Below are 18,586 nucleotides of genomic sequence, written 5' to 3'. Positions count from 1 at the left end.
TGGTGAGAGATGGCGTTCGTCGGTCGCAGTGACGTCAAAGATCCGGGTGCACAGCAGGACCAATGGGAACGCCTGGCGCGGCGGCGCGAGCGGTTGTACACCGACGATGACCAGTTCCGCACCACCCGGCCCGACGACGACATCGCCGCGGCCGCACGCGCGCCGGGGCTGCGGATCGCTGAGGTGATGGCGACCGTCCTGCAGGGCTACGGCGGGCGGCCGGCGCTCGCGCGACGTGCTCGCGAGGTCGTCACCGATCCGGAGACCGGGCATTCGGCGCTGCGCTTCCTGCCGCGGTTCGAGCCCGTCACCTACGCCGATCTGTGGGCCCGCGTGCGAGCCTTGGCGGCCGATTGGCATCACCACGAACGGGCCCCGGTCGGTGCGGGGGACTTCGTGTGCGTGCTGGGATTCGCCAGCATCGACTACACGGCCATCGAGTGCGCCTGCATCCACCTCGGTGCCGTGGTGGTGCCACTGCAGACCAGCGCGCCGGCCGGCCAGCACGCCCCGATCCTCGCCGAAACCCGACCGCGCATCCTGGCCGTGGGCGTCGACAACCTCGCGACCGCGGTCGAGGCGGCATTGGCGGGCACCCCGCCGGAGCGCTTGATCGTCTTCGACTACGAACCGCGCGACGACGACCAGCGCGCCGGCGTCGAGGCCGCACGGGCGCGACTGTCCGAAGCGGCCAGCCCGCTGACCCTCGAAACGATCGATGCCGTCGCCACCCATGGTGCGGTCCTGCCGCCCGCTCCCCTGCACGTCGCTCCGGCTGGCGAAGACCCCTTGGCCTGGGTGTTTTACACGTCGGGCAGCACCGGAACACCCAAGGGCGCGATGTTCACCGAAAGCCTGTGCATCGGCACCTGGCTCGCGCAGTCCGACCAGCCGGTCATCACCCTGAGCTACATGCCGATGAGCCACCTGATCGGCTACGGCTATGTCATCTTGACTTTGGCCAACGGCGGCACGAGCTATTTCGCCGCCAAAAGCGATCTCTCGACACTGTTCGAGGACCTCTCGCTGGTGCGGCCCACGTCGATGAGCCTGGTGCCGCGCGTCTGCGAGATGTTCTATCACCACTACCAGCGCGAACTGGACCGCCACGTCATGGCCGGCGCCGACCCCGATACCGCCGGTGCACAGATCACCACGGCCATCCGCGAGGAGATCCTGGGCGGCCGCGTGCTGGCGGTCGGTTGCGGCTCGGCCGCGTTGTCTCCCGAAATCAAGGACTTCATGGAAGACGTGCTCGATCAGCACCTGCTGATCGGCTATTCGTCGACCGAGATCGCCGGTGGGATGATCGTGGCCGACGAGCACGTGCTGCGGCCGCCGGTGATCGACTACAAACTTCTCGACGTTCCCGAGCTCGGCTATTTCAACACCGACAAGCCCTATCCGCGAGGCGAATTGGCGGTGAAGTCGGCCCGCTTCATGGCCGGCTACTACAACCGGCCCGACCTGACCGCCACGATGTTCGACGAGGACGGCTACTACAAGACCGGTGACATCATGGCCGAGGTGGGCCCGGACCGGTTGCGTTATGTCGACCGCCGCAACAACGTCATCAAGCTCGCCCAGGGTGAGTTCGTGGCGGTCTCGCGCCTGGAGGCGCTGTATTCGACCAGCGCCCTGGTCCATCAGATCTACATCTATGGCAACAGCGCCCGCTCGTTCCTGCTTGCCGTGGTCGTGCCGGCCGACGGCAGCGCGGACCCGTCGGCGATCGCCCGGTCGCTGCGGGAGATCGCCCGCGACAACCAACTCAACGGCTATGAGATCCCCCGCGACTTCCTTATCGAGACGGAGCCGTTCAGCCTTGCCAACGGATTGCTCTCCGGCGTCGGAAAGTTCCTGCGGCCCAAGCTCAAAGCCCGCTACGGAGACCGCCTGGAGGAGCTGTACACGCGCATGGCCGACGATCAGCTCGGCCAGCTTCGCGCGCTGCGGACCGGCGGCGCGGATCAGCCGGTGCTCGCGACCGTCACCAAGGCCGTGCAGGCGACCCTCGGCGTGCCCGCGGCCGACGTGTCCCCCGAGGCGCGGTTCGTCGACCTGGGCGGCGATTCCCTGTCGGCGCTCACCTTTTCGACACTGCTCGCAGACATTTACGGCATCGAAGTCCCGGTCGGCGTGGTGATCGACCCGACCGGCGACCTGCTCACCATCGCCGGCCACATCGAACGTCGGCGCACCACGGGCGCGGCCGCGCCCACATACGCGTCCGTGCACGACACCGACACCGCCGAGGTGCGCGCCGAGGACCTGACCCTGAACAAGTTCATTGACGACGACATCCTGAAAACCGCGACGCAGCTGCCGAGGCCGACCGCCGAGGTTCGCACCGTTTTCCTCACCGGCGCAACCGGATTCCTCGGCAGGTTCCTCGTCATGGAATGGCTCGAGGGACTCGCGCGCCTGGGTGGCACTGTGATCTGTTTGGTCCGGGGCGCCGATGCCGCGCAGGCCCGTGGGCGCATCGAGGCGGCGCTGGGTTCGGACCCCGCACTGCTGGAGCGCTTCCGAGCCCTGGCCGGCGAGCACCTCGAGGTCGTCGCGGGTGACATCGGCGAGCCGGGGTTCGGGCTGGACGAGGTGACGTGGCGACGCCTGGCCGAGAAGGTCGATCTCGTCGTGCACCCGGCAGCCCACGTCAACCATGTGCTGCCCTATCGCCAGTTGTTCACGACCAACGTAGTGGGCACCGCCGAGATCGTCCGGCTGGCAATCACGGCCAGGCTCAAGCCGATTCACTACGTCTCCACCATGGGCGTCAGCGCCGTCGCACATCAACTCGTCGACGAAGACACCGACATTCGTCGCTCGGTGCCCACCTGCGCCGTCGACGACGGTTACGCCAACGGCTACGGGATCAGCAAGTGGGCCGGCGAGGTCCTGATGCGCGAGGCACACGACCTGTGCGGGTTACCCATTGCGGTGTTCCGGCCCGGCATGATCCTGGCCGACAGCCGCTACGCGGGACAGCTCAACGTGCCCGACATCTTCACCCGGTTGCTGTTCAGCCTGGTCGCCACCGGCGTCGCGCCGCGCTCGTTCTACCGGGGTGACGGCGGCCGTCCCCATTACGAGGGGCTGCCAGTCGACTTCCTGGCCGACGCGATCGCCGCGGTCGGGCCACGGCATGGCAGCAGCTTCCAGACCTACAACACGACCAATCCGCACGACGACGCGATCTCGTTGGACACCTTCGTCGACTGGATCATCGGGGCGGGATATCCGGTCGAGAAGATCGACGACTACCCGACCTGGCTGTCCCGGTTCGAGACCGCGATGCGCGCGCTGCCGGAGAATCAGCGAACGCACTCGGTGCTGACGGTGTTGGACGTCTACCGTGAGCCCATGACCGCGGTCGCCGGGTCGCCGGTGCCTGGAGACCGATTCCGGTCCGCAGTCGAACACGCGGGTCGCACCATCCCCCATGTCTCGCAGCAGTTGATCGAGAAGTACCTCGCCGACCTGGAACGGATCGGTGTGCTCCGCAGGTGATCGCAACGAAGGGACGATGATGTCCAGCCCAGCCCCAACCCTCTACCCCGACGGCGTGATCGGTGCGCCCAAGGACCGTCGCGGTCACGCCGCGGAGTTCAGCACCGGCCTGCCGGCCGGCACCGAAGTCTTTTCCGCTGACAACCACATCTCGGTGGCCGACGACATCTTCTACGAGCGATTTCCCGACGAGCTCAAGGGTCAGGCCCCGCGGATCTGGTATGAGGACGGCGCGTATCTGCTCGGCCCGGCCGGGCAGTCGATGGTGGTCGGCGACTTCAGCGCGGTGCTCATGCAGTACGACGACCTCGCCGGGGCGGCCACCAACAACGTCGAAGCCCGCGTGCGCGAGCTCGCCGAAGACGGCGTGGACAAGGAACTGGCGTTCCCGAACGCGGTGCTCGCGCTGTTCCATCATCCCGACCACGAGATCCGCGAGCGGATCTTTCGGGTCTACAACGAGCACATCGCCGAGGTGCAGGAGCGCTCCGACGGGCATTGCTACGGAGTCGGTTTGATCAACTGGTGGGATCCGGCTGGCGCCCGCCGCACGCTGACCGAACTGAAGTCGCTGGGGCTCACCACGTTCCTGATGCCGATCAGTCCGGGAAACGACCGCGACGGTCGACCCATCGATTACTCCAGCACGCCGATGAGCGCGGTATGGGACGAGATCGAAGAGGCCGGTCTGCCGGTCACACACCACATCGGCGAGAGTCAGCCCAAGTTCCCCAGCGAGGTCAACAGCGTGGCGGTGGCCATGATGGTCAACATCGACTCATTCCGAGAGATGTTCTCCAAGTACATCTTCGGCGGCATCCTGGACCGGCACCCGCGGTTGCGCATCGGCTGGTTCGAGGGCGGGATCGCCTGGGTGCCCACGGCGCTGCAGGACGCCGAGCACGTGCTGGCCTCGTATCGGCACATGCTGGCGCACCAGCCCGAGCGTGACGTCCGCCATTACTGGGACACGCACATGTGCGCCTCGTTCATGGTCGATCCGGTGGGCCTGCGGCAGATCGACGAGATCGGCATCGACAAGGTGATGTGGTCGTCGGACTACCCGCACAACGAAAGCACTTTCGGCTATTCGGAGAGGTCGCTGGCCGCGGTGGTCGAGGCCGTCGGGCCCGAGGACGCCGTGCGCGTTGTCGGCGGGAACATCAAGAAATTCCTGGGAATCTCCGCATGACGAACTCGGCGACCGCCCTCGGCTCGGTGCTCGACATCCCCGACGAGCCGGATTTTCCCCGCATGCGCACCGAGACGGGAGCGCGGCTGCGGGCGGCGATGGCCGAGCACGGCGTCGACGCGCTGATACTGCTGCTGAATGGCTATGTCGGCTACGCCACGGGGGCCAGCTGGCCGCTGTTGGATGCGGGCCTGTCCCACGTGGAGCGCCCGGTTGCGGTCGTGCTCGCCGACGACGTGCATCCGCACCTGTTCATGCCATTCCGCAGCGGAGCGTCGGTGGAAGCGCCGGTGCCCGACGACCACTTGCACGGCCCCGCCTACCTCGAATTCGACCATGGTGTCGAGGATTTCGCGCGACGCCTGGCCGGGATCGTCCCGCCGGGCGCCCGCATCGCCGTCGACGAACTCACCGGGGCGATGCGGCGGGCGGCGCCCAAGCTTTTCCCGGCGGGCCCGCCGACGGATGCGGCGGTCGTGGTCGGCGCGGCGCAGTTGGTGAAGACCCGCGACGAATTGTCCTGTCTGCGCAGGGCGGCCCGCATCACCGAGCAGGCCATCGTGGGCGTGCAGCAGGCGTTGGTGCCGGGGGTCCGCCAGATCGATCTTTCGGCCACCTTCGTCCGGCGCGCGTTCGAGCTGGGCGCCACCACCAACATGCTGGAGGCGATCTGGCAGGTAATGCCGAGTTCCCGGGAGGCCGGGGTGTGGACCACGCACGGAGACCTAGCGCTACCGCTGCTGCCCACCGATCGCGAACTGGCGGCCGGCGATGTGTTGTGGACCGACATCAGCATCACCTACGCCGGATACTGTTCCGACTTCGGCCGAACGTGGGTGGTCGGCGAGCGGCCCACGCCGCGGCAGCAGGACCAGTTCCGGCGGTGGCGCACCGTTCTGGACGCGGTGCTGGCGGTGACGAAAGCCGGTGCGACGTCTGGTGATTTGGCCCGCGCGGCGATCGCCGCCAACGGCGGGCGCAAACCGTGGCTTCCGCATTTCTATCTGGGGCACGGCATCGGCACCTATCCCGCCGAGGCACCGATGATCGGAACGGATCTCGGCGAGGAGTTCGACGACAACTTCGTCTTCCCGCATGGCATGGTGTTGGTTTTGGAACCAGTCATGTGGGAGGACGGCACAGGAGGCTATCGCAGTGAGGAGATCGTGGTGATCACCGAGGACGGCTACGTGCCGATTACCGACTACCCCTACACGCCCTATGGCGACTGAAGTTCTGCCCGACCCCGGGGCGCTGCGGTCCGGGCGCCGGGAACGGGCGCTGGCCCAGATGGACGAGCACGGTCTCGACATCCTGGTGCTCGGGCGACAGGCCAACATCCGATACGTCACCGGCGCGCCGCAGCTGTGGATCGCCGGGACACGACCGTTCGGGCCGATGTGTGTGCTGGTGCGTGCCACCGGAGACATCTACCTCAACAGCACCGACGATGAGGGGGTCCCGGAGGAGATCGACCACGATCACCTCTACGGCCTGGCGTGGAATCCCGTGACGCTCGTCGACGTGCTGAAGAAGGTCGACGGCGCCGAGTCGGCCCGGCGGGTCGGAACCGACGCGATCACACCGACTTTCGCGGCGCTGCTCCCCGGGGCGTTTCCCAACGCCGAACTCGTCGACGCCGAACCGGCGATGCGCGAGGCGCGGCGCATCAAGACTCCCGACGAAATCGCCGCGATGGACGCGGCCCTACGCGTCGCCGAACACGGACTCGCCACGGCACTGGGCGAACTGGCGCCGGGTGCATCCGAGCGGACCCTGGCCGGCGTCATGATGGAGGCGATGGCCGCCGGCGGGGTGAGCACGCCGGCCACCCAGGACGCCGCGTGGGTGACGTCGCGGGAACAGCCGTGGCGCCGCGCTGACGCGCACGAAATCCGGTCGGGCGACCTCGTCGCGTTCGCCGCCGGCGCGCTGGCGGACGGCTACGTCGCCGAGGTGGGACGCACCTGGCCGGTCGGCGATACGGCCGACGCCCGCGCGCTATTCGAACGGTCAAACGCGTTGTACGACAGGATGCTTGCCGCCTGTCGTCCCGGCGCGCCCACCCGTGACCTGCTGGGCGCCTACGAGGCGGTCGGTGAGCCGATACCGCCGATGCCGATCGCGCACGGCCTGGGGCTGGGCTTCGACCCGCCCGTCGTGTCCGAAACACTCGTGGCCGCGGGCGAACACGACCACCTCGAGGCGGGCATGGTGTTGGCGATCACCGGCTACGTGTGGCGACACGGCGTCGGGGCGGTGTTCCGCCGCGACACCGTCCACATCACCGAGGACGGTCCCGACGTGCTGACCCACAGTCCGGTTTGGGCGTAGCTTAACGGCGGCGGGCGCTCCCCGCCTCGCGCGGGCGCGATTACGGATATCGGAAGCGTATACCGAAATACCTTGTGTCACTGTGGTTTCAGTAGTCACAATCCGGGGTTTTCTGTCGGTGGGTGTCGTTGTTTGGCGGTGTGAGTCCAACTGGTCTGCCCGATGTCGATGCGGTGTTCGACGCGCTCGATGCCGAGGTGGACCGCGCGTGCGGGTTGGTGCTTGATGCGTTGACCATCCAGCAGCAGCTGGCGGTGTTGGAGCGCTGTGAGAAACTCCGCCGGCGCCTTCCGGTCATCGAGCATCCGCTGCTCAATTCCCTTGCCCGCCAGGTCCCCTCCCGAGAACTGGGCGCCGGGCTCTCCCACGCGTTGACCGAGCGCACCCTGATCAGCCGCAACGAAGCCTCCCGGCGCATCAAAGAAGCCGCCGATTTAGGTCAACGCCATGGCCTGACCGGTGAACCCTTGCCGCCCGCCCTGGCCGCCACCGCCGCCGCCCAACGCGCCGGCACCCTGGGTGCGGGCCAGGTGGCGGTGATCCGCAACTTCTGCCACCACCTACCCGGCTGGGTCAGCGCCGCGGCCCGCGAGGTCGCCGAAGCCCAACTGGCCGATCTCGGCACCCAATTCGGCCCCGAACACCTCAAAGAGCTGGCCCGCGGACTGGCCAATGCCCTCAACCCCGATGGCTCCTTCACCGATGAGGACCGCGCCCGCCAGCGCGGCCTGATCCTGGGCAACCAACACGCTGACGGCATGTCGCCGTTGCGGGGCCTGATTTCTCCAGAATTGCGCGCCACCCTCGAAGCCGTGGAAGCCAAACTCGGCGCCCCGGGCATGTGCAACCCCGGCGACCCGACCCCCTGCGTGGATGGCACGCCCAGCCAAGAAGCCATCGACGCCGACACCCGCTCGCGCGCCCAACGCGGCCACGACGCCCTGCTGGCCGCGCTGCGCGCGCTGTTGGCCTCCGGGAAGCTGGGCCAGCACAACGGGTTACCGGCCTCCATCATCGTCACCACCACCCTGCGCGAGCTCGAAGCCGCCGCCGGGCGCGGCCTGACCGGGGGCGGCACCATCATGCCGATGAGCGATGTGATCCGCCTGGGCCGCCACGCCAACCACTACCTGGCGATCTTCGACAAAGGCAAAGCGCTGGCGCTGTATCACACCAAGCGCCTGGCCTCACCCGGGCAGCGAATCGTGTTGTACGGCAAGGACCGCGGCTGCACCGCACCCGGCTGCACCGTGTCCGGCTACTACTGCGAAGTCCACCACGTCACCGACTACAGCAAGTGCCACACCACCGACGTCAACGACCTCACCTTCGCCTGCGGCCCCCATCACCGCATGCTGCAACCCGGCGGCTGGAGCACCCGCAAAAACGCCAAAGGCGACACCGAATGGAAACCACCTCCAGAATTCGACCGCGACCAACCCCGCACCAACACCTACCACCACCCCGAACGAAACCTGAACTACGACCAAGACGACGACCCCGTTTGACGCTACGGCAGCACTTCTTCCAGTAGCTCCCCCACGCGGTGCCATTCCCACAAACTCAGCAGATTCGACAGCATCTGCAGCGGCGCGCGCACGCCTTCGTCATCCCGGATGCGCGGATCCTTACGCGTGGCGGGCACGGTGTCGAATCGCTTGCGGATCAAGGCCGGTACGTCCAGCAGCCAGGCGACCCCCATGGCCGCCGCATAGAGCAGCATGTGCCGACGCAACCGGCCGGTCTCGAGTTGCGGACCGCCGCACCGCTCGTATTCGGTGACGAACAGGTGCAGCAGATCGTCGAGATGGCCGTCCCACATCTCGGTCTCGGCACCGGACATCGCGCCCCACAGCGCCATGCCCAGGTTCATCTGGCCGACGCATCCCCAGTCCATCAGACCGCAACGCAACGTGCCGCCGGAGTCGCGCCAGAACCATGCGTTGTCGATGTTGGCGTTCCAGTGACACAGCGCGACATAGTCGGAGTCGTCGGCCAATTGGCGTGCGATCGCCTGCTCGTGGAGCGCCACGCGGGGCACGTCGTCCCGCAAGCGGGTCAGGAATTCCGGTGAGCAGACATTCGCCGGCAGCAACCCGGGATGGGTCTGCGCGAATTCGGCGAGCTGGCTCACCCTTCGGTCCAACTTTTCCGCGGACGCCGGCGTCCGCTCTCCCACCGTCGCGGCCTGCACGTCCACCGGAAAGGGCGCGGTCAATTCCGCCGGGAGCCGGCCGGAGCGGTGGGTGCCGGCGAGGCGAGCGAGCGCGGTCAGTAGTGCGCGGTAGTGCCCCAGGGGTTCGGGCATTTCGTAGTCGAGGCACTTGTGGTATTGGTGCTCGATCCCGTTGCTGCCGAAGCTGATTCGCTCGGTGATCAGCAGGCCGGTGCCGGTGGGACGGTGGTAGTCGGCGAACAGGGGGCTGGGCACGGTGATGGGAAATTCCGCGGCGCGCGACAAGGAAGCGAAGCGGACCTCGGGCTCCATCTGCGTCTTGCCGCGGTCGCGCACGGGATTGTCGAAATCGCGTGAAAACTTCACGAACAGATCGGTGTGCAGATCGGGTGCGGGACGGTCGTATTCGACCGATAGCACCACTTTGCGTCCCGTGCTGCCGCCGCTGATCTCGCGATAGTCGCTGATGCCGATAACGCTGTTGTCGCCGAGTGTCCCGGCGGCGCGAAAGGCCTTGGTGAGCAACGATGCTCCGCCGCTGAGCAAGGTCGCAGGGTCCGCCGGGATCGGCAATCCATACTGATCACCGAGCACCCAATGCGAACTCACACCGCTACCAGGTCTGTTCGGCGGCGCGGACCAGCATGTGGTTGACCGCGACCCGCCGGTCGCGGGTGATCATGAACAGGACCGCGTCGGCGATGTCCTCGGGCCGCAGCATGACCATGCCGGACGTCTGCTTTTCGAAGGCCTCCCGCGAGGATTCGGCCAGATGGCTGAAGATTTCGGTATCGACCGTTCCGGGGCCCACCACGCCGACACGCACGCGCTTGCCGAGCACCTCTTGGCGGATGCCTTCGCTGAACGCGTTGACCCCGAACTTGGTGAGCGAATACACGGCGGTGTTCGGCCGGGCCACCCACCCGGCGGTGGAGCTGATGGTGACCAGGTCCGCCACGCCGCGTGGGGAGTCGGCGGCGGCGTCGATCAGGTGCGGTAGCGCCGCGCGGGTCGCGTAGAGGACGCCCTGCACGTTGACGGCCACCATGTTGTCCCAATCCTGCAGGGCGGCTTCGGTCGCCGGCGCCGGCTGCATCAGCCCGGCGTTGTTCACCAGGGTGTCGAGGCGCCCGAACTCCGCGACGGTGCGCCCCACGGCGGCCGCGACCTGCTCGGCGTCGGTGACATCGGCAGTGGCGACGAGTGCTGTGCCGCCGGCGGATTCGATCTCGTCTTTCAGCTCGGCCAGCCGGTCGCCGCGGCGAGCGAGGAGCGCCACCGTCGCGCCCTCGGCGGCCAACGCTTTGGCCGTCGCCGCCCCGATCCCACTGCTGGCGCCCGTCACCAGAGCCGCGGTGTGCGCCAGTGTCGTCATGATCCACCCATCGGTCGCGATCCGGCCGCGCGTGAAGGCGCCCGCAAGATCTCGTGTAGAACGTAGTCCGTATCCTCGCCCAGGTCCGGCGCGCCGCGCGCGATCCGCGCGGGGTTGCGCGTCATCCGCCAGGCCGGCCCCAGCACCGGTCGCTGGCCTTCGCGATGATCCGAAACGAATCGATACAGTCCGCGGTCCCAGAGCTGTTGATCGGCAATCACATCCATGGCGGTGGCGCTCTTGGTGGCCGGCACTCCCGCCGTCCGTAGCCGGTGCGCGAGTTCCTCGGCATCGAGATTGCGGGTCAGTTCCGCGAGATCGGCGTCGAGGGCGTCGGAATGCCGGTGCCGGTCCTCTGAGGTGAGGTAGCGCGGGTCGTCGGCCAGTGACGCGGCACCGAGCACGCCGCACAACCGCTGCCATTCGATGTCGTTGGTGACGGCCACGCTGACCCAGGAGCCTTCCGCGCACGGGTAGCAGCCGTGCGGGCACATGTCGGGGTGGTGGTTCCCGTCGGGCCCGAGTCGTCGCCCGGTGAGGCTTTGTTCGAGCAGGCAGTCCCCGATCATCGAGGAGAGGGTTTCGACGGCAGACACGTCGACGAATTGCCCTGCGCCGTTGAGCTCGCGATGCAGCAGCGCCACCATGGCAGCGTAGGCGGCCGCCGCGCCGACGGTGGAATCCCCGTAGCGCATGCTGGTTCCGAGCGGGGGCCCACCGGGATAGCCGACCAGCGGCGCAAGTCCGGCGAGCGCGGCGAAGCAGGGCGCATAGCCGGTCTGATGCCCTAACGGTCCGTCGTTGCCCCACATTTTGATCGATACCGAGATGATGTCGGGTTTGATCTCGGTGAGCTGCCGATACCCGAGGCCTTGGCGTTCCATCGCCCCCGGCCGCAGGTTGTTGATGACGATATCGCTGCGGGCGATCAGGTCCCGCAGTTGCGCCATGCCCTTGGCGGACTTGATGTCGATGTCCACGCTCAAGATCTCGGGGTTGATGCTCAGAAAGAACGGCGCGTGGTTGACGTCGGTGCCGCCGTAGGCGCGCATCTCCTCGGGCATCGCCGCAGTTTCGACCTTGATTACCTCGGCGCCCAACAGCGCCAGCAGCTTGCCGGCATACGGGCCGGCCCAGACCTTGGTGAGCTCGACGACGCGCACGCCCTCCAAGGGTCCCCCACGCGGTGTCTTCGGCGGCTTCAGCTGCGCCGCCCTCGTTGCCGGTGGCGCGTGCGGGGCATCGAGGCGGTCCAGGACCGAGGCGGTGTGCTGACCGAGAGCCGGTGCCGCAGAGCGGATTTCCGCCGGGGAAGCGCTGAACAGGTACGGCACCGTGGGGTATGCCGCATCGCCCACCACGGGGTGGCTGACGTCGGAAAAGAACCCGCGGTGGAGGTACTGGGGTGAGCGGTGCAGGTCGGCGGCCTCGTTGACCGGCACCAGCGGCACGCCCAGGCGCTGGGCCTCGTCGGCCGCGGTCTCCTTGGACAGATCGCGGACCCATGCCGCAAAACCCCGCTGGAACGCCGCGACCTTGGCCGGGGTGACGGAGAACTCCAGCCAGTCGTCGTCGAAGTCGTCGAGCCAACCGGGGTGGCCCATCAGCTGTTTGACGCCGAGCCAGTGGGCGCGGCTGGTCATGTACAGATAGACGAAGCCGTCGGCGCACGCGAAGAACGACGCCGGGCCCTGCTGGTCGTAGTCGTCGCGGGCGCCGAGGGCGGGGACTTCGCCGGTGACAAGGCGTCCCAGAATGCAGTCGGCGCGCGAGACCAGGACGGCGTGCTGGGAGACGTCGATGCCCTCGCCCCGGCCGGAGTGCAGGCGCCCGAACAACGCCGCCGCGATGCACAGGGCCGCCTCCAGCCCCGCCTCGTAGTCGGCCAGGAACCGGCCGGGCCCCCGCAGCGGCGGCCTGGTCGGGTCCGGATGACTGGGGGTGTGATAGCCCCAACCGCTGGCGTGGAACACGTTGATGCTCTTGGCATTCGCGTACTCGGCGGAAGCATTCCCGCCGAACGGTGTGATCGAGCAGAACACCACGCTCGGGTGCCGCTGCGCCCAATCCGTGGCGCCGTCGTCGATGACCGCGTCGGCGGTGTCGATGAGCTGTCGCAGCCGTTCGGCATCCACAACCACCGATTGCTTGTTCGTGTTGAGGTACGCGAACAGGCCGCTGCCCTCGCACCCGTCGGCGAGGCGGGGCGCCATGGCCCGGGTGGGGCTGCCGCGCCCCGGCGCCTCGACCTTGATCACCTCGGCGCCGAAGTCGGCCAGCAGCTTTCCGCAGTACTCCCCCGCGACCGATCCCGCCAACTCGATGACCCTGAAGGCCGTCAGCGCCGACATGCGCGCCCTCGCAATGCGGTCAGGGCTTCGCGCGCCCGGAGCGGCTCAGCCGCCACTCCGGCGGGAAGTTCATGTCGTTGTCCTTGACCACGTTGTTGAGGCCCTTCTCGAAGGTGCCCGCGGTCAGGTCGACCTCCTGCGCATCATTGGCGATCATCGGCAGCATGCCCTCGACCATGCCGGTCAGCAGGCTGCCGAAGTACTCACCCTTGTGCTGCTTGTAGAGCTCGAGGAAGGTCTTCTGGACGGCGACGGTGTCGGTCGGGCGGGCCTTCGAGCACGCCAGCGCGTACTTGAGGGTCTCGTCTTCCAGCTTGTCGCGGGGCACCACGCTGTTGACGAAGCCGCAGTCGTACATCTCCTTGGCACTGAACGGCCTTCCGGTGAACAGCATTTCGGAGAACTTGCGCAGGCCCATCGTCTCGGCCCACCACCACAGCCGGGGTCCCCAGCCCACGTACCGGAACGCCGGGTGGCCGAAGAGGGCGTCGTCGGAGGAGATCACCAGGTCGGCGTCGCCGGCCTGGTAGAAATGCCACCCGTAGCAATAGCCCTTGGCCTCGATGATGCTGATCTTCCGAAGTTCTTGCAGCGGACGGTTTCCCGCCTTGGCCTTGGCGTAGAAATCGGTGACGGTGGAAAGGTAGCGGTAGGAGCCGCCCGGCGGGTACTTGACGTCGTCATCGTTGATCGCGAGCTCGTGCAACAGCGGCATGCCCGGGTTCTCCAGCATCCCACGCTGCTCGGGCAGGTCCCCGCCGCTGCCGAAATCCTCACCCTCGCCGCGGATCACGACGACCTTGACGTCGTCATCGACGTTGCACTTGTGGATCAGGTCGGCGTAGTTCTGCCGCATCCCCAGCGTGGTGGAGTTCTGCGCGTCGGGACGGTCGAAGGTGATGTAGGCGATGCGGTTCTTCTTGTCCTTCTCGAACTTGATGTACTGCTCGGCTTCCTTCTTCATTTCTTCGTAGTCGTATTCGGGCATAGTCTTCTTCCTTCAGTTGAATTTGTGTTAACGCCTACTTGAGCAAAGCGCCCGCGTCGACGGGTAGCGAAACGCCTGTGATGTAACGAGATTCGTCAGAGGCGAGGAACAGGACGGCATTGCTGATGTCGACCGCTTCCACCCACGGTACCGGCAACATGTGCATCATTTGTGAGAACGGCGCGAAATCGTCCGGCCCGGGATTTTCCAGGTCGGGCCGGAACAACCGGAACGTCACCTCGTTGATCGTCATCGGGGTGTTGACCTGGCTCGGGTGTACCGAGTTGACCCGAATACTGTGCTCGCCCAGCTCGACGGCGAAGGCCCGCATCAACCCCATAACCCCGTGCTTTGCGGCGATGTAGTGGCCGGTGTGGGCCATGGCCTTATGCGATCCGACAGAGCCGGTCAACACGATGGAACCGCCGCGTCCACCCGCGATGAGGTGTGGCACACCGGCTTTGACGGTATGCCAGACGCCGGAGAGGTTCACGTCGATCATGTCCCGCCAGATGTTCTCGCGGATCTTGTGCAGCTTGTTGCCGAAGGTTCCGATGCCGGCGTTGGCGACGATGATGTCGAGTCGGCCGAGCTGCTCCACCCCGCTGTCCACGGCGGCCTTCAGCGCGTCGTAGTCGCGGACGTCGACTTGTGCGGTCACGATGCGGCGGTCGAGAGCCTTGACCAGATCGGCGGTTTCGTCGAGGTCTTCCGGTGTCGAGTGGGGATACGCCAGGTTCTCGATCGGCCCGCAGACGTCGATGGCGATGATGTCGGCGCCCTCTTGCGCCAGGCGCACGGCGTGGCTGCGGCCCTGACCGCGGGCAGCGCCGCTGATGAAAGCTACCTTCCCTTCGACCCGCCCATTCACCCGACTTGTCATCGCGACACCAGCGCCGGCATGCACTCCCAGCCCCGCACCGTGGAGGTCGGGCTGAGGGTGGCTTTGCTCAGATCGACCTCCCAATCGGGGAACCGCTTGAGAATCTCCTCCAGGGCGACGCGGCCCTCCAGGCGCGCCAGCGCCGAGCCCAGGCAGAAGTGCGTGCCCATGCTGAAGGTGAGGTGCGGACGGACCGAACGGTGGATGTTGAATTCGCCCGCGTCGGGCCCGAATTGGGCCTCATCGCGGCATGCCGATCCGATGAGCATCATCATCACGCTGCCTTCGGGCACCGTTTGGTCGTGCACGGTGACGTCGCGGGTCACATACCGGGACACGTGCGGGGCCGGCGGCTCGTAACGCAGCAGCTCTTCGATGGCCTGCGGGATGAGTGCGGGGTTCGCGACGAGATCGCGGCGCTGGTCGGGGTGCTCGGCGAGAACCTTTCCGGACCAACCGATCAGCCGTGTGGTCGTTTCGTTGCCCGCGCCGGCGACGACATTGAGGTAGACGAGAATTTCTTCGCGGGACAGCCGCCGGGTCGTGCCGGTCTCGTCGACGAACTCGACGTTGAGGAGTTCGGTCATGATGTCGTCGGACGGATGCTCGGCGCGCCAGTCGATGTACGCCTCGAACTGCTCGCCCACGGACAGGCCGTGCTGGGCCGCGTCCATGGGCTTGCCGGCCTCCGTGCGCAGCTGCGCGTTGCCCCGGTCGCGGATGTACTCCTGGTCGTTTTCGGGGATGCCGAGCAGCATGCTGATGACCTTCATCGGCATTTGCGCGCCCAGGTCGGTGACGAAGTCGAAGTGTCCCGAGCCCACCAGCGGATCGAGGAGCGCAGCGCAGAAATCGCGGATCATCGGCTCGAGCGCGGCGATCCTGCGTGGGGTGAACATCCGCGAGAGCAGTTTGCGGTGCACGTCGTGAATCGGCGGGTCTTCGAAGATCAACATGCCCGACGGGATCTCGAGGTTGGCCTTGATCAGCTCCAGGATCGCGCCGCGCGCCGAGCTGTACGTCTCGTGATCGACGAGCGCCTTGCTGACGTCGGCGTAGCGGCTCACCGCGTAGAAGTCGAATTCGGCGTTGTAGTAAAGCGGCGCCTCTTCGCGCAACCGCGCGAACATCGGATACGGGTCGGCGATCAGCCCGACGTCGTATGGATCGAAACGAACATGGCTGTCGGTGCTCGCCGTCACGAAACCCCTCCTACCGCCGCAGTTTTGGATACCCGCATTACCGTCCCCAGGGCTCGCGCTGCCAGCGTGGCAGCGCTGGATTCGGTCCGGGGCAATTTACACACTCCGCTTAATTGCGTCGCTCTGGCATGTGCACAATTTCGGCTGAAAACGGCGCATGAACGTGGGCTCACTCTATTCTCGTAGAGAACCATACTGCGGGTGCCGTGGCAAGGCCCAGACGCCCGCGCGCCATATCCGGCCGGGGCGCTCATCGGGATCCCGCCGCCCCGCCGCGCAGCACCCGCAGACCGCCCGCCTGGGTGAGCCGGCCCTTGTCCGAACTCCTCAAGATCCCGGCCGCGATCGCCGACAAGACGCCGTCGAGCTGTTCGGCGCTGTCGACGATCCGGTCACCATGGGCAAACCGCTGCAGCAGGCCGTTGATGAACGTCAGCGTGACGTTGCTCAGATCCTCGACGACGGCCGGATCCAGGTCCGCGCCGTGCGGCATGAGCTGCACGAGGATCTCCCGGTGCAGCTTGGTGAACTCGTCGGTGGCCTGCTGCAGGATCGCGGCGAGCGCGGGGTCGCGGGTGGCCTGCATGGTCAGCTCGTATCGAGCCCTGGTCCGGTACAGCTGCGGGTCGCTGCCGGCCTGGATGACGACCTGCGACAACCTCGAGGGTGTGGCAGCCTCATCGTCGGCGTCGGAGCTGTCCGCGATCGCTTGCAGTTCGGCGAGGTCGAGCTCGGCCGAGCGCTCCGCGACGGCCCGCAGCAGCGCCGACCGGGTGCGGAAATAGAAGGACGTGGTGCCGTCCGGTACGCCCGCCTTGCGGTCCACCTTCAAATGGCTCAGTCCTTTGGCCCCGTCATCGGCCAACAACCGAATCGCCGCATCGCATAGATCGCGGCGGCGCTCGGCGGGATTAGGCTTTCGTCGTTTGTCCATTGCTATTCAGGATGGAGACCCTACTCTATATTCGTAGTGTCAGTAAAGGATGGCTTCCGCGGAGCGCGTCGACGCATCGGCGGCGGCCCGGTAGGCGCGTCCCGGCGGGCTCGCACCACGCGTCGCCAAAGAAACTGCGGTGCAAGAGTTCCGAGGTTCCGACGAATACCTGGGTAGAGTGTGTTTCGATGAGCCCCCGTCGAGTTCGCGTGTGCAATGCCGTTGCCTGGCTTGGGTCCATCGGTCTACTTGCCGCGTTGACCAGCGGCTGCCACCAGGCACACCCGCCCGCGCCGCCCAGCACGGCGACCAAGGCGCCCACCACTTCCGCCCCGCCGCCCGCGCCGCCGCCGATCGTGAAGATTGCGCCGCTGCCCGTTCGGCCGGTGACGAAGTCACATCCGACAACGCCCGCCACGAAGTGCCCGGACATGGGTCCGGACGTTCCGGTCGCCCCGACCGACGTCCTCAACACCTGCGACACAGGCCGGGCCAACGTGTACACGCTGGGTCCGGAAGCCCTGCAGCTCGGGCTGATACACGTGGAACCGCCCAAGGCCCTGACGGCGGATTTTTACGAGGTGACCCTGGTGCTCGACCCGCCGTCGACGGCGGCCTGGGCGTCGTTCACCGCCGCGCATCTGAAAGACCACGTGGCCTTCATCCGGGACAACCTGGTGCTGGAAGCGCCGATCATCGAGGAACAGGTCACCTCCGGGCGGATCGTGTTCACCACCCAAACGGCCGACGGGGCAACACAATTGGCCCAGCTGGCGGGTCGCCCCGCGTGACCGCGACGGGGCGTTTCGATCGCCTCGCCCTCGGCATGCTCAGCGTATTCGGTCTTCCTCCAATCGAATTCGTGGATCTGGCAGCGCAGCTCGGCTGCCGTCACATCTCGGTCGCCGTTCAGGGGATGCCGCTGGTGCCGCTGGGCTACCCGCCCTTCTCGCTGAAGGACGACGCGCTCAGGAAGGATCTGCTCGCCGCGATGGATGATCGCGGCGTCACCATTTCGCTCGGCGACGGATTCCTCGTGCTGCCCGGGGCCGACGTGGACGCGCTGCAACCCGACCTCGACGTGCTGGCCGCGCTCGGCGTCCCCCGGATCAACGCGGTGAGCCTCGAGCCGGACCTTGCGCGCACCCTTGACCAGTTCGCGGCGCTGACCGAGTTTGCCGCCCAGCGCGGCATCGGTACCGTCGTCGAACCGGTGCCCGGCCTGACCATCGGCGACCTGGCGGCCGGCCTGGCCGCCACGGAGTACGTCGGGCGAAGCGAATTCCGGCTGCTGATCGACACGATGCACCTGGTGCGCTCCGGCGCCGGGGCCGCCGAACTGGCCGCCGTCGATCCCGAGCGCATCGGCTATGCCCAACTCAACGACACGACGCTGCGGCCGCGCATCGACAACACCTACATGGAGGAGGCCATGTTCGAGCGCATGGTCCCCGGCGAGGGGGAACTGCCGCTGCGCGACATCTTGTCGGCGCTTCCCGGTGACACAGTCATCGAGATCGAAGTCCCTCGAAGGTCGTTGGCGCTGGCTGGGGCGAGCCCGATCGAGCGCCTGCGCCCCTGCGTCGAGGCGGCGCGCCGGCTCCTGGCCGACGTTCCGGCCGGATAACCCAGCGCAAC

The 18,586-nt window shown here is 67.1% G+C and carries 14 protein-coding genes; 7 read left to right on the top strand and 7 right to left on the bottom strand.

The window, feature by feature from the left end:
- The first annotated feature begins 9 nt into the window (after positions 1-9).
- From car to ACZ50Z_RS07605, 5 genes are all read left to right on the top strand, one after another.
- On the top strand, positions 10-3,513 hold the full coding sequence (gene car, locus ACZ50Z_RS07625) for a carboxylic acid reductase (RefSeq protein ID WP_464482996.1): 3,504 nt from the start codon (positions 10-12) through the stop codon (positions 3,511-3,513).
- Positions 3,514-3,532: 19 nt separating this feature from the next.
- Complete coding sequence (locus ACZ50Z_RS07620; protein ID WP_464482995.1) at positions 3,533-4,705, top strand: amidohydrolase family protein; 1,173 nt, start codon at positions 3,533-3,535, stop codon at positions 4,703-4,705.
- Positions 4,702-5,937 (top strand): M24 family metallopeptidase, encoded by a 1,236-nt coding sequence (locus ACZ50Z_RS07615; RefSeq protein ID WP_464482994.1) that lies wholly within the window; start codon positions 4,702-4,704, stop codon positions 5,935-5,937. The genes ACZ50Z_RS07620 and ACZ50Z_RS07615 overlap by 4 nt, the downstream gene beginning before the upstream one ends.
- Entirely contained in the window at positions 5,927-7,039 is a 1,113-nt protein-coding gene (locus ACZ50Z_RS07610) for a M24 family metallopeptidase (RefSeq protein ID WP_464482993.1), read from the top strand. Before ACZ50Z_RS07615 ends, ACZ50Z_RS07610 begins: the two co-directional genes overlap by 11 nt.
- 140 nt (positions 7,040-7,179) lie before the next feature.
- Positions 7,180-8,547, top strand: a complete 1,368-nt coding sequence (locus tag ACZ50Z_RS07605) for an HNH endonuclease signature motif containing protein (protein WP_464482992.1) — start codon at positions 7,180-7,182, stop codon at positions 8,545-8,547.
- Between the two features lie 2 nt (positions 8,548-8,549).
- Here the strand turns inward: ACZ50Z_RS07605 and ACZ50Z_RS07600 are convergent, their stop codons facing one another.
- From ACZ50Z_RS07600 to ACZ50Z_RS07570, 7 genes are all read right to left on the bottom strand, one after another.
- Positions 8,550-9,809, bottom strand: coding sequence for a hypothetical protein (locus ACZ50Z_RS07600; RefSeq protein ID WP_464486131.1), 1,260 nt, complete (start codon positions 9,807-9,809; stop codon positions 8,550-8,552).
- Positions 9,810-9,828: 19 nt separating this feature from the next.
- Positions 9,829-10,590 carry an SDR family NAD(P)-dependent oxidoreductase gene (locus ACZ50Z_RS07595; protein WP_464482991.1) on the bottom strand — a complete coding sequence of 254 codons (762 nt, stop codon included), beginning with the start codon at positions 10,588-10,590 and terminating at the stop codon, positions 9,829-9,831.
- A complete protein-coding gene (locus ACZ50Z_RS07590; RefSeq protein ID WP_464482990.1) occupies positions 10,587-12,941 on the bottom strand; it encodes a CaiB/BaiF CoA transferase family protein in 2,355 nt (784 codons plus the stop codon). Before ACZ50Z_RS07590 ends, ACZ50Z_RS07595 begins: the two co-directional genes overlap by 4 nt.
- Before the next feature lie 19 nt (positions 12,942-12,960).
- Entirely contained in the window at positions 12,961-13,929 is a 969-nt protein-coding gene (locus ACZ50Z_RS07585; protein WP_464482989.1) for an enoyl-CoA hydratase/isomerase family protein, read from the bottom strand.
- 34 nt (positions 13,930-13,963) lie between these two features.
- Positions 13,964-14,800, bottom strand: a complete 837-nt coding sequence (locus tag ACZ50Z_RS07580; RefSeq protein WP_464486130.1) for a mycofactocin-coupled SDR family oxidoreductase — start codon at positions 14,798-14,800, stop codon at positions 13,964-13,966.
- A gap of 8 nt (positions 14,801-14,808) precedes the next feature.
- Positions 14,809-16,014, bottom strand: coding sequence for a cytochrome P450 (locus ACZ50Z_RS07575; protein WP_464482988.1), 1,206 nt, complete (start codon positions 16,012-16,014; stop codon positions 14,809-14,811).
- Between the two features lie 250 nt (positions 16,015-16,264).
- Complete coding sequence (locus tag ACZ50Z_RS07570; protein ID WP_464482987.1) at positions 16,265-16,948, bottom strand: TetR/AcrR family transcriptional regulator; 684 nt, start codon at positions 16,946-16,948, stop codon at positions 16,265-16,267.
- 188 nt (positions 16,949-17,136) lie between these two features.
- Here ACZ50Z_RS07570 and ACZ50Z_RS07565 point away from each other — a divergent pair, with 188 nt between their 5' ends.
- Both ACZ50Z_RS07565 and ACZ50Z_RS07560 read left to right on the top strand, forming a co-directional pair.
- Positions 17,137-17,739 carry a SecDF P1 head subdomain-containing protein gene (locus tag ACZ50Z_RS07565; RefSeq protein ID WP_464482986.1) on the top strand — a complete coding sequence of 201 codons (603 nt, stop codon included), beginning with the start codon at positions 17,137-17,139 and terminating at the stop codon, positions 17,737-17,739.
- The gene (locus tag ACZ50Z_RS07560) at positions 17,736-18,575 is read left to right on the top strand and encodes a sugar phosphate isomerase/epimerase family protein (RefSeq protein ID WP_464482985.1); all 840 of its coding nucleotides are present in this window, start codon (positions 17,736-17,738) and stop codon (positions 18,573-18,575) included. Before ACZ50Z_RS07565 ends, ACZ50Z_RS07560 begins: the two co-directional genes overlap by 4 nt.
- Positions 18,576-18,586 lie beyond the last annotated feature (11 nt).

It is taken from the genome of Mycobacterium sp. NTMscope_MAC_269 (assembly GCF_976985695.1).
The sequence above is the reverse complement of the archived record's forward strand: the minus strand, read 5'-3'. Positions and strand labels throughout refer to the sequence as shown.

What these genes read in the sequence shown, in the direction of transcription:
- car (WP_464482996.1), top strand. Translation starts at nt 10, where the DNA reads ATGGCGTTCGTCGGTCGCAGTGACGTCAAAGATCCGGGTGCACAGCAG.
- ACZ50Z_RS07620 (WP_464482995.1), top strand. Translation starts at nt 3,533, where the DNA reads ATGTCCAGCCCAGCCCCAACCCTCTACCCCGACGGCGTGATCGGTGCG.
- ACZ50Z_RS07615 (WP_464482994.1), top strand. Translation starts at nt 4,702, where the DNA reads ATGACGAACTCGGCGACCGCCCTCGGCTCGGTGCTCGACATCCCCGAC.
- ACZ50Z_RS07610 (WP_464482993.1), top strand. Translation starts at nt 5,927, where the DNA reads ATGGCGACTGAAGTTCTGCCCGACCCCGGGGCGCTGCGGTCCGGGCGC.
- ACZ50Z_RS07595 (WP_464482991.1), bottom strand. Translation starts at nt 10,590, where the DNA reads ATGACGACACTGGCGCACACCGCGGCTCTGGTGACGGGCGCCAGCAGT.
- ACZ50Z_RS07590 (WP_464482990.1), bottom strand. Translation starts at nt 12,941, where the DNA reads ATGTCGGCGCTGACGGCCTTCAGGGTCATCGAGTTGGCGGGATCGGTC.
- ACZ50Z_RS07585 (WP_464482989.1), bottom strand. Translation starts at nt 13,929, where the DNA reads ATGCCCGAATACGACTACGAAGAAATGAAGAAGGAAGCCGAGCAGTAC.
- ACZ50Z_RS07570 (WP_464482987.1), bottom strand. Translation starts at nt 16,948, where the DNA reads ATGGACAAACGACGAAAGCCTAATCCCGCCGAGCGCCGCCGCGATCTA.
- ACZ50Z_RS07565 (WP_464482986.1), top strand. Translation starts at nt 17,137, where the DNA reads ATGAGCCCCCGTCGAGTTCGCGTGTGCAATGCCGTTGCCTGGCTTGGG.